10 protein-coding genes are annotated in these 13,713 nt (G+C 40.1%); 3 read left to right on the top strand and 7 right to left on the bottom strand.

The features are described 5' to 3' along the window. Positions 1 to 59: 59 nt before the first annotated feature. Positions 60 to 770: a DoxX family protein gene (locus AUR67_RS08625; RefSeq protein ID WP_058584957.1), complete on the bottom strand. Its 711-nt coding sequence runs from the start codon at positions 768 to 770 to the stop codon at positions 60 to 62. A 61-nt stretch (positions 771 to 831) separates the two neighbouring features. Then, positions 832 to 2,793, bottom strand: a complete 1,962-nt coding sequence (locus AUR67_RS08620; protein WP_058584956.1) for an FAD-dependent oxidoreductase — start codon at positions 2,791 to 2,793, stop codon at positions 832 to 834. Positions 2,794 to 2,992: 199 nt separating this feature from the next. Here AUR67_RS08620 and sppA point away from each other — a divergent pair, with 199 nt between their 5' ends. Together sppA and ansA are read left to right on the top strand one after the other, a co-directional pair. Continuing rightward, positions 2,993 to 4,858 carry a signal peptide peptidase SppA gene (gene sppA / locus AUR67_RS08615; protein WP_054561414.1) on the top strand — a complete coding sequence of 622 codons (1,866 nt, stop codon included), beginning with the start codon at positions 2,993 to 2,995 and terminating at the stop codon, positions 4,856 to 4,858. A 59-nt stretch (positions 4,859 to 4,917) separates the two neighbouring features. Beyond that, a complete protein-coding gene (gene ansA, locus AUR67_RS08610; protein ID WP_054561413.1) occupies positions 4,918 to 5,928 on the top strand; it encodes an asparaginase in 1,011 nt (336 codons plus the stop codon). 54 nt (positions 5,929 to 5,982) lie between these two features. Here ansA and gndA read toward each other — a convergent pair whose 3' ends face one another. Continuing rightward, positions 5,983 to 7,356 (bottom strand): NADP-dependent phosphogluconate dehydrogenase, encoded by a 1,374-nt coding sequence (gene gndA, locus AUR67_RS08605; RefSeq protein ID WP_055022232.1) that lies wholly within the window; start codon positions 7,354 to 7,356, stop codon positions 5,983 to 5,985. 423 nt (positions 7,357 to 7,779) lie between these two features. Here gndA and pyk point away from each other — a divergent pair, with 423 nt between their 5' ends. Further along, the gene (gene pyk / locus AUR67_RS08600; protein ID WP_054561412.1) at positions 7,780 to 9,213 is read left to right on the top strand and encodes a pyruvate kinase; all 1,434 of its coding nucleotides are present in this window, start codon (positions 7,780 to 7,782) and stop codon (positions 9,211 to 9,213) included. A 240-nt stretch (positions 9,214 to 9,453) separates the two neighbouring features. Here the strand turns inward: pyk and AUR67_RS08595 are convergent, their stop codons facing one another. The 4 genes from AUR67_RS08595 to AUR67_RS08580 form a co-directional block, all read right to left on the bottom strand. Next, complete coding sequence (locus tag AUR67_RS08595; protein ID WP_054554883.1) at positions 9,454 to 10,278, bottom strand: LytR/AlgR family response regulator transcription factor; 825 nt, start codon at positions 10,276 to 10,278, stop codon at positions 9,454 to 9,456. After that, entirely contained in the window at positions 10,275 to 11,348 is a 1,074-nt protein-coding gene (locus AUR67_RS08590; protein ID WP_054554884.1) for a sensor histidine kinase, read from the bottom strand. The genes AUR67_RS08595 and AUR67_RS08590 overlap by 4 nt, the downstream gene beginning before the upstream one ends. 155 nt (positions 11,349 to 11,503) lie before the next feature. Then, entirely contained in the window at positions 11,504 to 13,060 is a 1,557-nt protein-coding gene (locus AUR67_RS08585; protein ID WP_058584955.1) for a SulP family inorganic anion transporter, read from the bottom strand. A 144-nt stretch (positions 13,061 to 13,204) separates the two neighbouring features. Next, positions 13,205 to 13,663, bottom strand: a complete 459-nt coding sequence (locus AUR67_RS08580; protein WP_036968198.1) for an Lrp/AsnC family transcriptional regulator — start codon at positions 13,661 to 13,663, stop codon at positions 13,205 to 13,207. Positions 13,664 to 13,713: the final 50 nt, after the last annotated feature.

The raw sequence follows: 13,713 nt of genomic DNA, 5'->3' as shown, positions 1-13,713 counted from the left end.
TTCCGTAAATGCTTAAGTACGACGCCTCAATAAAGTAGAGGCAATAAACCCCAAGCTTATCATTTATCTTTATGAGCAATAAAGCTATTCGATGCTTTTCTAGTTAACCAATAATCTAAACTGACGTAACGACCGCCCCCTGCAAAAAATAAACTTAAGAGCATAACAAAGTATATTGCGGAAAACTCAATACCATTATTTAATATTACAGGTTTTCCTTTCGCATAGAGGTACTCTGTATAACCATGCGTTTCTAGCAACTCGCGCATTTTGGTTAATCTTTCACTGGCTTCATTGGAATTAACTAAACTGGCTTCACTTCCTGGTATTGCTAGCCAATTCAGCACTCTCGCAGGGCTGGTACTGGCATCGGTAGGTGTTACGGCAAACCAGCCATTACTGGCATGCACTGTTGTCGCTGCAACCAACATGGTGATCATCAAAGGAATTGCTGTTAAACGGGTAAATAAACCTAATAAAATAAATATCCCCCCTAAAAACTCAGTCCATGCAGCTAAAAAGGCTAATACAGAGGGCATGGGCAGGCCTAAACCCCAATCACTATTTCCAAACCAAGCAACAATATCATCTGATGCTAAAAAATATTGATAAAAGTGATTAACATCACCGCTTAAAGCAAGTTTATTAAAGCCGGCAATGATCATCACTGGAGCTAAAATCAAGCGAATTAATAGACTCGGTAGTCCATCTAAAAACTGTAGTTTCTTTAAGGTGTGTTGGTAAAGGGGTATTAGGTGTGTGTTCAACATAGCGGTCTCGTGACTAAATAGATTAATCAAATAGACCGCACGTTTTCTAGTTTACTTTCAGTTAAATTTTACGAGCGACTTGTAACGCTTCAAAAATTGCACGTTTAGCATCGATAGCGGCAGCTAGTTTTGCGCCACCAATAACGTGTACTTTAGCGTTTTCGGTTTGATTGTCGAACGTTTCAGTATTTGATACCTGACCAATACAAGCAATCACGGTATCAACATCGAGGATTTGCTCTTCACCTTTTACCGTTATCTTCAAACCTTGCTTATCAAAGCTTAGATACTGACACTCAGCGATTTGTTTAACACCGTGTTGTTTAGCAACTTGACGGTGGATCCAACCCGTTGTTTTACCCAGTTCACTACCAAAGCGCCCTGCACTTCGCTTAAGCATGTAAATTTGACGATTGTCTTTTTCAGGTGCAGCTTCGCACTCAATACCCCATTGAGTTTTGAATTGCTCAATTGTTTGGCCTTTGTGTTCACTTAAAAAGGCAACCATATCAAAACCGATACCACCGGCACCTAGAATTGCAATTTTATCCCCTAGTTCTACTTCACCACGAATTACTTCATCGTAAGCGAATACACGTTTGCCATCAGCGCATTCTATTTTGGCTTCGCGCGGACGTACGCCTGTTGCAAACACCACATCATCGTATTGATTGAGCATATTGTCGGTAAACTCAGTACCGAGCTGTAAATCGACATTTAAACGCTTTAATTCATTAGTAAAATAGTTAAGGGTATGGTTAAAGTCTTCTTTACCCGGCACTTGCATGGCTAAATTAAATTGGCCACCCATTTGTTCTTTACGTTCAATTAAAGTCACTTTGTGACCTTTCGCTGCTAAGTAACAACTTGCAGCAAGGCCAGCAGGGCCAGCACCCACAACCAGGACTAATCGAGACGATGGTGCTTTTTCAAGGCTGTAATCTAACTCAAAAGCCGCTTGTGGGTTAACCAAACAGGTGGCACGTTTGTTTTTAAACACATGGTCTAAGCAGCCCTGATTACAACCAATACAAATATTTATTTGTTCAGACTTATTATTAACGTATTTATTGAAAAACTCTGGATCTGCTAATAAAGGACGTGCCATCGAAATTAAATCAGACTCGCCTGCTTCTAAAATTCCATTAGCAATTTCTGGAGTGTTAATACGGTTAACCGCGATAACCGGCACTGATACCGTTTCTTTCAAGCGTTTTGATGCTTCTTTAAATGCTCCTGGTGGTACCATACTGGCAATCGTTGGTACACGAGCTTCGTGCCAACCAATACCGGTGTTAAAGATATCAACGCCTGCTTGTTCAAGTGCTAGGGCTTGTTGTTTTACTTCATCAGGTGTTGATCCATTAGGAATTAAATCCATAACAGACAAACGAAATACAATAATAAACTTTTGACTTACTTTAGCGCGTACAGCTTTAACAATATCAACAGCCAAGCGCATGCGGTTTTCTAAACTACCGCCATAGTTGTCCGTTCTTTTATTAGTGTGGTTAGCCATGAATTCATTAATCAAATAACCTTCAGAGCCCATGATTTCAACACCGTCATAACCTGCTTTTTCAGCCATTTTTGCTGAGTTAGCAAAGTCTTTGATGGTTTTTTTGATTGAACCTAACGACATTTCTTTAGGTTTATATGGATTAATTGGAGCCTGAATTGAGCTTGGCGCTTGATTGAATGGATGATAAGCATAGCGACCTGCATGCAATAATTGTAAGCAAATTTTTCCGCCATGCTGATGCACTGCATCAGTATATGCCTTGTGTTTGATCACATCATAAAATGAGTTAAATGTTGATGCGAACGGAGATAGCTTGCCACGAATATTTGGGCTATAACCACCTGTAATGATTAAACCCGTGCCGCCTTTGGCACGTGCTTCGTAGAATGCACGTAAGCGTTTACGGTTATGCCAGCCTTCTTCTAAGCCGGTATGCATTGAGCCCATAACCAAACGATTACGAAGTTCGGTATGCGGTAATTGTAATTTTTGTTCTAACATTGTGTGCCCCGTTAACTGGTCGAACCTCTATTTGAAATAGATTCTGCGGCAATAACTTAGAATAATCAACTTTTCACTGGTAATTAATATGTAGCAAATTGTCGTTTTAAACACTCTGTTACTATTTAACAGTTAATTTTAAAGTTATTCTAAGCTAAGATGAGATCACTACTAAGCTGTACTGAATTAAGGATTTATTTTGCTAGCAAAGATATTTAAAGGCATTTGGACCGGGATTAATTTCTCCCGCCGTTTGGTCCTAAACATATTATTTCTATTACTAGTAATACTCTTCTTTGTTGCCATCACAGGTGAAGAAGACCAAGTAAAAGTAGCAGACGGAACCGTGCTACGCCTAAACTTAAATGGCCCTATTGTTGAAGAAAAAACGTATGTTGATCCTGTAGAAGCAGCAATCAACGATGCAACTATGGGTAAAGAAGCACCATCAGAAATTCTTCTTGATGATGTTGTTGAAGTGATCAACCAAGCAACTAAAGATGATCGCATCAGTGTGATGCTTCTTGATCTACAAAAAATGCCAAGTGCACACATCAATAAGCTAAAACAAATAACTAAAGCAATTGATGCGTTTAAAGAAGCAGGCAAGCAAGTTATTGCAACGGGCTATTACTATACACAAGCTCAATACTATATTGCAGCCCATGCCAATGAGGTGTCTATGCACCCTTATGGTGGTGTGAGCATTGAAGGCTACGGTATGTTCCCGCTTTACTTCAAAGATGCGCTTGAAAAATTAAAAGTAACTCAACATATTTTCCGTGTTGGTACTTATAAGTCAGCGGTTGAGCCTTTTATTCGTAATGACATGTCAGATGCGGCAAAAGAAGCGAATAGCGTTTGGTTAACTGCACTGTGGAACGAGTATAAGACTGACGTTGCTGCGAGTCGTCCATTCGATGAAAGTAATTTCGATGAAGATATGGATGTTTACCTTGCAAAAATGCAAGCAGTTGATGGTAACTCAGGCCAGTACGCGTTAAATAATCAGTGGGTTGATTCTTTAAAAACCTCACAACAAATTCGCCAACAGCTTATTGAGTTAGTTGGTGCAGAAGAAACAGGCAAAACCTTTAAGCAAGTAAGCTTCCGTGAGTATTTATCGCTGGTAAAACCTCCTGTTGAGTTCGATAACCCAATCACTGAAAAAGTAGCTGTGGTTGTTGCAAAAGGCACCATTGTTGATGGCGAGCGTAAAGCAGGTGAAATTGGTGGCGACTCTACAGCAGCCCTACTTCGAAAAGCGCGTCTTGATGACAAAGTTAAAGCCGTTGTACTACGCATCGATTCAGGTGGAGGTAGTATGTTTGCTTCTGAAGTTATCCGTGCTGAAGTATTAGCTCTTAAAGCAGCGGGTAAACCGGTTATCGCTTCAATGAGCTCAGTGGCAGCATCAGGTGGTTACTGGATTGCATCTGCAGCCAATGAAATTTGGGCAGCCCCTAGCACAATTACAGGTTCAATCGGTGTATTCGGTACTTTCATGACGTTTGAAAATACTATGGCTGAATTAGGTATTTACTCAGATGGCGTTGCTACAACAGACCTTGCTGGCTTCTCTATTGCACGCCCACTTGACGAGAAGATGTCTGATATCATTCAAATGAGCGTTGAAAATGCATACAAACGTTTCTTAAATGTAGTCGCTGAAGCGCGTAACATGACCCCTGAGCAAGTTGATAAAATTGCCCAAGGCCGTGTATGGATTGCAACTCAAGCAAAAGAACTAGGTTTAGTTGATAAACTTGGTGATAAGCAAGATGCAATTAAGGCGGCAGCTGAGCTTGCTAAGCTTAATCATTATGATGTTAAAACCATCAAGCAATCGCTCACACCACAAGAGCAAATGCTACAAGATATCTTTGGTACAGCGGCTGTTAAGAGCTTCTTTGCTAAGTCTGATTCATCACAATCAGTACTAGCAACACAAGCCAACTTACAAAGCCTTATTAATCAGTTAAGTAGTGAAATTGATAACCTAAAAGATTACAACGATCCACAAGGCGTTTACGCTCGTTGTTTAGTGTGTAATGTAATTCAATAAGTTACTTAGCTAAGCGATTTTAGGTATACTAAGCCCAGTTATTTAACTGGGCTTTTTTTATGAAACGTAAACGTATATATATCGCCTATACGGGTGGTACTATCGGTATGAAAAAATCGAGCCGTGGCTATGTTCCAGCGGAAGGTTTTTTAACCGAAACAGTGGTCAATAATGCAGAGTTTAATCGTGATGAAATGCCTTTGTTTGATATTCACGAATATTGCCCGCTCATTGATTCTTCAGATATGTCCCCTGCCCACTGGCAATTAATTGCTGACGATATTAAGAGTAAATACCAAGACTATGATGGCTTTGTGGTTTTGCATGGTACCGATACTATGGCCTACACAGCTTCTGCTTTGTCTTTCATGTTCGAAAACCTAACAAAACCTGTGATTGTGACAGGCTCACAAATTCCATTGTCGCAACTTCGTTCTGATGGCCAAGTAAACTTACTTAATGCCATGTATTTAGCCGCTAATTACCCAATTGCTGAAGTAAGCCTGTTTTTTAATAACCAATTATTCCGCGGTAACCGTGCAACAAAAGCCCATGCTGATGGCTTTGATGCCTTTGCATCACCGAACCTTGAACCATTAGCACTATCAGGCATTAATATTCAACTGATAAAAGGGCAACTTAGCCCTTATGTTGATAACGAACTACAGGTGTCAAATATCACGCCACAGCCAATTGGTGTGCTTTATCTCTATCCTGGGATCAGCCCAAAAGTGGTTAAAAGTTTAGTTAATGACGACATCAAAGCACTTGTTTTATTAAGTTTTGGCGTCGGTAATGCCCCGCAAGATCCGGCGTTCTTAGATATTCTTAATGATGCAAGTAAACGCGGTATGGTGATTGTTAATCTAACACAGTGCTTAAAAGGCCAAGTTAATATGGGCGGTTATGCAACCGGTAATGCCTTATTAAATTGTGGTGTGATCAGTGGCTACGATATGACATTAGAAGCGTGTTTGACCAAGTTACACTACTTATTTAGTCAAAAGCTTGAAGTAGAAACAATTCGTCATTTGATGCAAGACAACCTGCGCGGTGAGCTAAGTCGTTAATACAGCAAATACAAAAAAGGCACCAATTGGTGCCTTTTTTATGCTTTTTGATAATTAACGAACTTTTTCGTCAATCTCAACTAAGTCAGTTAAATGGCAAATCTCACCACTGTGAGTTTTAATACCATGCTCACCGAAGTAGTCACGTTGTGCTTGAACAAGGTGACCATTACTTGGTGTTGTTAACGTCGCAATGTAAGTTTGCGTTGCTGTTAACACTGGGAATGCAAGACCAGATGAAACTGCTGCACCCGTTACCTTACGTAATGCTGCTGATTCACGCTGCATAGAATCAATAAATTCTACACCTTCAGCTACATTGTCTAAGTAATCAGCACGGATGATACAACCTGCGCGCCACGTTTGTAGCGTTTTAGAAAGATCTACTTTCCACTGATGCGCACGAGACGCACCTTTGATAAGGGCTAAACCTTGACGGTAAGCAAGTAAACTTGCCAATGTGAACGCGTCTTTTAGCTCTGCTAAGTCTAAATCAACGGTATCAGTTGCTTTAGCAGCATAAGTCATTTCTTTAGCAGCATGCGTATCACAAGTATTTGTTAAGTGACGTGCTTGAACAGCTGCAACTAGTGATGGCACTGCAATACCAAGCTCTAAGGCATTTTGTGCAGTCCATAAACCCGTGCCTTTCGCGCCAACTTTATTGTCGATTAAATCAACTAGCGGCTCACCTTCTGTCGTTTCAAGGCTTAAGATATGGCTTGAAATTGACAATAAGTAGCTATTTAAAGTGCCTTCAGACCATTCATTGAAAATGTCAGCCACTTCTTTTGGTGAACGATTAGTACCTAAACGTAATAATTGATACATTTCTGCAATTAATTGCATTAACGCATATTCAATACCGTTGTGAACCATTTTCACAAAGTGACCACTTGCAGATTGGCCTACACGTGCAAAACACGACTCACCTTTGTAGCTTGCCGCTACTTTTTCAAACCACGGCTCAACACGCTCCCAGCCGCCTTCTGAACCACTTGCCATCATTGCAGGACCGTGACGTGCGCCTTCTGCACCGCCAGAAATCCCCATAGTGGCAAATTCAAATTTGTTTTGATATTTAAGTTTACGGCTAATGCCATCTTTGTAGTTACTGTTGCCGCAATCTACGATAATGTCATCACAGTCAACACCAGCTTCTGCAAGCTCTGTACATACTTTATCAACCAATTCACCAGCAGGAACTAAAAGAAGAATCGAACGAGGCGGCTCTAAGCGTCTAACCATATCATTTAAATCAGACACAATATGTAAACGGTCTGCCAAACCTAGTGCTTTCGCACAGCTTAGTAACTCGGCACCCGCATCTGGGTTTTTATCATAAGCTACTAATGTCAGCCCTTTTTCAATCAGGTTGAGGGCAAGATTTTTACCCATAACGCCTAACCCTACTAATGCAACTTGCATTTAGTGTCCTCCTCGGTAACAACTATTGGTTAGTTAATCAAAATAATTACGCGCGCATTATACCCAAGCAGCCCAAAAATGCGAGCTTGACAGCCAACTTGAGATAAATCATCGAAATCATGAAGCGACGTTGCCCCCAGTATATCAAAATAACCAAGGCATCGGACCAGATTTTTATAATACCCTTTAAAAAGGTATGTGTATTGACGCTACCTGACACCGGTGTCATAATAACGTCATTCACCCTTTGTATACTCTATAATTAATACAAAGAGCCAGATTCTCATAAGTAAAAACAATCATTTTTTACTTATGAGTTCTACATTGTGCTTATGTATAAGCCTATATTAAAGGTTTATAGCACGACATTTTAATAGATAACCATCAATTCGCTTAATATATTTGAGCGCACAGGAGAATTTGATGCTAAGACGCACAAAAATTGTTGCGACCCTTGGACCGGCAACCGATCGCGATAACAACCTAGAAAAAATTATTCGTGCAGGTGCAAATGTGGTTCGTTTGAACTTCTCACATGGCGTAGCACAAGATCACAAAGACCGCGCTGAAGCGGTACGCAGCATTGCTAAGCGTTTAGGCAAACACGTTGCTATCCTTGCAGACTTACAAGGTCCTAAAATTCGTGTATCAACGTTTAAAGACGGTAAAGTAAACCTAGAAGTTGGCGCAAAATTTACCCTTGATGCAAAAATGGAAAAAGGCCAAGGCGACGTTAATGCAGTAGGTATCGACTATAAAGAGCTACCTAACGACGTTAAAACAGGCGACTTACTGTTATTAAACGACGGTTTAATTCAATTAACGGTAGATAGCGTTGACGGTGACCTAGTTCACACGACTGTTACTGTTGGTGGCGTACTTTCAAATAACAAAGGTATCAACCGTTTAGGCGGTGGTTTAACAGCCCCTGCTTTCACTGATAAAGATAAAGAAGATTTAATCACTGCTACTGAGATTGGTGTTGATTATATTGCTGTTTCATTCCCACGCAGTGGTGATGACATGCGTTATGTTCGCTCTTTAGCAGAAGCTGCTGGCTCAAACGCACAACTATTAGCAAAAATCGAACGTGCAGAAGCAGTTGAGAACGTTGAAGCAATTGACGATATCGTACTTGCTTCTGACGCTGTAATGGTTGCGCGTGGTGACTTAGGTGTTGAAATTGGTGATGCAGCCCTAGTTGGTAAGCAAAAGCTTATCATTAGCCGTGCTCGTTCACTTAACCGTACTGTTGTTACTGCAACACAAATGATGGAGTCTATGATCGATAACCCTATGCCAACACGTGCAGAGGTTATGGACGTAGCAAACGCCGTATTAGATGGTACTGATGCAGTTATGTTATCTGCAGAAACAGCCGCTGGTGATTACCCTGAAGAAACAGTAGCGACTATGGCTCGCGTTTGTTTAGGCGCTGAATCACAAAAAGAAACTCACGTTTCTAAGCACCGTTTAGACAGCCGTTTTTCATCAAATGCTGAATCAATTGCATTATCTGCGATGTATGCAGCTAACCACTTAGATTCTGTTAAAGCTATTGTGACTCTGACTGAATCAGGTAGTACAGCTAAATTGATGTCGCGCATCAGCTCTGGTTTACCAATTTATTCATTATCACGTCATCCAAGCACGCTGGGTCAAACAGCACTTTACCGTGGTGTTTATCCTGTATTTTTCGATTCAACGAAGTGTGAAGACGAAAGCATGGTACGTGATGCATTAAACACACTTGTTGAGCAAGGCTCACTAGTAGCAGGTGATACTGTGATTTTAACTCACGGTGATGCAATGGAAACTATTGGTGCAACAAACACTATGAAGATTGTAACTGTTTAATCTGTTACAAATTTTCATTAAAAAAGGCGCAATTAATAATTGCGCCTTTTTTTAACTTATTAAATTTTGAACAGCTATTATACCAATCCGCTTAATTAAGTAGTCTATTTTGAGGCAATAAAACCTCGTTGATTACAAGGCAAAAATTTCGTTATTTAGTTGTTCTAAATGAGAAATTTTTAACGCAGTTAGCGACAGGTTTGATCCCTCAAAATGATTAAGTATTATTGCGGGTTGGTATTAGCTCGCGAGCGCTGCTTTCACTTTATCGCGATAGCTACGGCTTACTTTTAGTTCTTGGCCGTTATCTAGCACTAAAAGATACTCACCGCTTACTTGAGTTACAAGTTTGCTAATTTGCTTAGTATTCACAATGGCACTGCGATGAACTCGCACAAATAGTTGTGGATCAAGCTCTTGTTCAAGCTCTTTCATTGTTTTACGAAGGATATGCGTTTGCCCATCTTGGCAATGAAGGCACATATAATCACCAGCCGCATCAACCCATTGAATTGTAATAACAGGCACACGAACAATCTCGCCCTGCTCTTTTACAGCTAATGATTCTGGATAACGACGGTCAGCAAGGCTATCGCCCGTTGCTAACTTCTTTAAAATTTCTTCGCAATTATTGCCTGTAATACCTGCAACAAAGCTCGCTAGTTTTTTCTTATGGGCGTTATCTTGTTGCGTTTTTAAATAGGTATGCACTTTTTCTACCGCCTGTTTTAGTCTGTTGTCATCGACTGGTTTAAGAATATAATCCAACGCATGAATCTCGAATGCTTTAACTGCAAACTGGTCAAAAGCCGTTACAAACACAATAGCGGGTAATGGATTTACGCTCTCACTAAGTGCTCTTGCAACTTCAAAACCGTTCATATTTGGCATTTGAATATCTAAGAAAACCAATTGAATATTGCCCGATAAGCATTCATCAATTGCCTCTTGACCATTGCTACATAAACGAATGACTTCTAAATCGTCAAACTCAGAAAGTCGAACTGCTAAGCCTTTTCTTGCTAGCGGTTCATCATCAACGATCAAAGTTCTAATTTTGCTCATTTCTTAACAGCCTTTTCAAACGGAACGCGCAGATTAACTTTTAATCCACTTGGCGTATTGTCAGAGAGAACAAACGAGTAGTTGTTCTCATAAAGTGTTTTTAAGCGGTCCTGTGTATTAGCTATGCCAACGCCTTGAGAATTAACCAGTTGGCCATTTTTAAGCTCAGTGCCAGGACCATTATCGCCTACTTCCAATAATAGTTCATTTGCAAAAACTTGTGCTTTAATATCAATCACACCACCTTCATTTAGTTGCGCTATCGCATACTTTATCGAGTTTTCGATAATGGGTTGGAGGATCAAGCTTGGTACCAAGGCTTCTTTTGCCTGCTCGCTTACATCTACATTAACTTGTAAACGTTCATCAAAGCGTACTTTTTCAATTTCTAAGTACAGCATGAGGGCATGAATTTCTTGCTCTAATGGCACCTTTTTTATTGGGTCGGTATTGAGTGTGTATCGTAAGAAGTCACTCAATTTTGACACCATTAAATTTGCATCTTTGTTCTCTTTTACCAAAATTAAGGTCGAGATTGCATTTAAGGTATTAAACAAAAAGTGAGGATTAAGTTGATAGCGCAGCATTTTCAACTGAGCTTCGTGAGCCATAGTGGTTGCTTTTAGAGCCTTTTGTCGCTCACTTTGCAATAGCTGGTAATACTTAATACCAAAATACAAACCACTCCAACAAAGAATGATATAAACCGAATCTAAACCTTGTTGAAAGTAATAAAACCATTCATTTGGACGGTAACCGTGACGGTAGATTTCCCATAAATTGAATTTTTGTACAACGGCCCATAATGTGCCTGTGACATAGGAAGCACCAAAAACGACAAGCATTAATACCCAAGGTGAGGCATTCCAAACTTTACGATACATATAACGTAAAGGTACTGTCATTAAACAGCCTGCATAAGCGTTTAATACAATAACAAATACGTAAATATCACGCATTTCAAAGACTTTTGAGCCGATATAATTAACTAACGCATAACCTATCCAGCCTGCAATTTGCAAAACCCAGAAAAAGCGTTGTCGATTATCAACTAATGATTGCCAATTCAAAATATCAGATTACCTTTCATAATTATTTTTATTATACCGATAGTCACGAGAACAAAGCACTGCCGCCTATCTTAATTTTTTATAGCCTTACCGCATTCTTCAGACATTAAAAAAGCGAAGGCCACAACAGCCTCCGCTTTTTCTCTGCTTTATTTTTAAGCTAGTTTATCTGAAGCCACTTTATAATTTGGATCTTCAATTACGTTCACTTCAACTAAATCACGCGCATTGTGTAATAGTTGAATACAATCAGGGCTTAAATGACGCAAATGCAGTTTCTTACCCACTTTTGCGTATTTTTCTGCGAGACTGTCAATCGCTTCAATCGCACTGTGATCAGCAACACGGCTATGTTTGAATTCAATGATCACGTCTTCTGGGTCATTTTTAACATCAAATAACTCGGCAAAGTTCTTAACCGAACCAAAGAATAAAGGACCATGAAGCTCATACACTTTAGAGCCTTGCTCATCGATGTAATTGCTTGTGTAAATGTGTTTCGCATGCTGCCAAGCAAAAACTAAAGCCGAAACAATCACACCCACACATACCGCGATCGCAAGATCTGTTGCTACGGTTACGCCTGAAACAAGCACGATAACAAAAGCATCAGACTTAGGCACACGCTTCATCATTTTGAAGCTTGCCCACTCGAATGTACCAAGTACAACCATGAACATAACGCCAACTAAGGCAGCAAGTGGGATCATCTCAATGAGGCTGGCTGCAAAAATAATGAATGCTAGCAGTATTAATGCTGCACTAATACCAGATAAACGTGAGCGACCACCTGAATTAATATTGATCATAGATTGACCAATCATCGCACAGCCACCCATTGCACCGAAGAAACCACAGGTAATATTTGCAGCGCCTTGACCAATACATTCTTTGTTACTGTGACCACGGGTTTCAGTAATTTCGTCAATTAAGGTCAGTGTTAATAGCGATTCAATTAAACCAATCGCCGCTAAAACTAAAGCGTAAGGGAAGATAATTTTTAATGTTTCAAGATTAAATGGCACCATAGGAATATGGAACTCCGGCAAGCCACCGGCAATGGTCGCTTGCTCATTGCCTGTCATTCCTTTTAAGAAATCAAGTACAGTGCGAGCTTCTAAATCAAAACCAATCACAATCGCTGTTACAGTAACAATGGCAGCTAACGATGAAGGTACAGCAGTGGTTAGCTTAGGTAAGAAATGAATAATAGCCATAGTTAACGCTACTAAGCCAAGCATAATATATAGTGCTTGCCCTTCCATCCACTGTTGGCCGCCCATACCGTCTGGTACTTTAAATTGCCCAAGTTGAGCTAAGAAAATAACAATCGCAAGACCATTTACAAAGCCCAACATTACCGGGTGCGGAACCATGCGAATAAACTTGCCGAGCTTGAAGATACCTGCGAGTACTTGCAGTATCCCCATCAATAAGACGGTAGCAAATAAATACTCTACACCATGATCTAAAACTAAACTTACCATTACAACGGCTAGTGCACCGGTAGCACCAGAAATCATACCTGGACGACCACCAAAAATAGCCGTAATTAAGCCAACAATAAATGCGGCATATAAACCAACCAAAGGCTCAACATTAGCAACAAAAGCAAACGCAACCGCTTCTGGTACCAATGCCAACGCAACGGTCAAGCCTGATAGAATATCGTTTTTAGCAGAGCTTGGCGCTTTGCTGAGTAAGTTAAACATTAAGATCCTCTTTATAGTGAATGCATTTCGGCAAGGCGCAGAATTCTAGCAAAATCCGCAAAAGTTAACAATTATTAACAACAAAACGGCTAGTACCTAAAAGCACTAACCGTTTTCGAAAAAATAAAACGTAGTAGAAAAAGATTAAAGAGGTAAAGACGTACTACGCTTAACGCATGTCATGGTCACGTTTGAGTGAACTTCTTGAACAAACTCAAGGTTTAGTAGGTTATCACGAACAAACTGCTCATAACCTTCAATACCTTTAGAAATAATTCGAAGCATGAAGTCCATGGTACCCGCCATGCTGTAACACTCGGTTACTTCATCATAGCTCATAATTAAACGCTCAAACTCAGCTAGGTTCGTTCTACCGTGGTTAGAAAGACGAACATGGGCATAGACCAACATATCAAAGCCAAGCTTTTTCTCATCAAGCAAAGCAACTTTACCTTTGATATAGCCATCTTGCTCAAGCTTAGCAATACGACGCCAACATGGAGATTGAGATAAACCAACTTTATCGGCAATTTCTGCCGTAGATAAGCTAGCATCCTGCTGTAATAATGCCAAAATTTGGCGATCTACTTGGTTCAGAGACATTTTATTTCTTTTTCTGTAAAAATACTGGTTAAATTATATAACTGATTTAA

Source organism: Pseudoalteromonas sp. XI10, from assembly GCF_001469895.1.
Taxonomy (GTDB): domain Bacteria; phylum Pseudomonadota; class Gammaproteobacteria; order Enterobacterales; family Alteromonadaceae; genus Pseudoalteromonas.
This window is presented reverse-complemented; position numbering and strand designations above follow the sequence as displayed.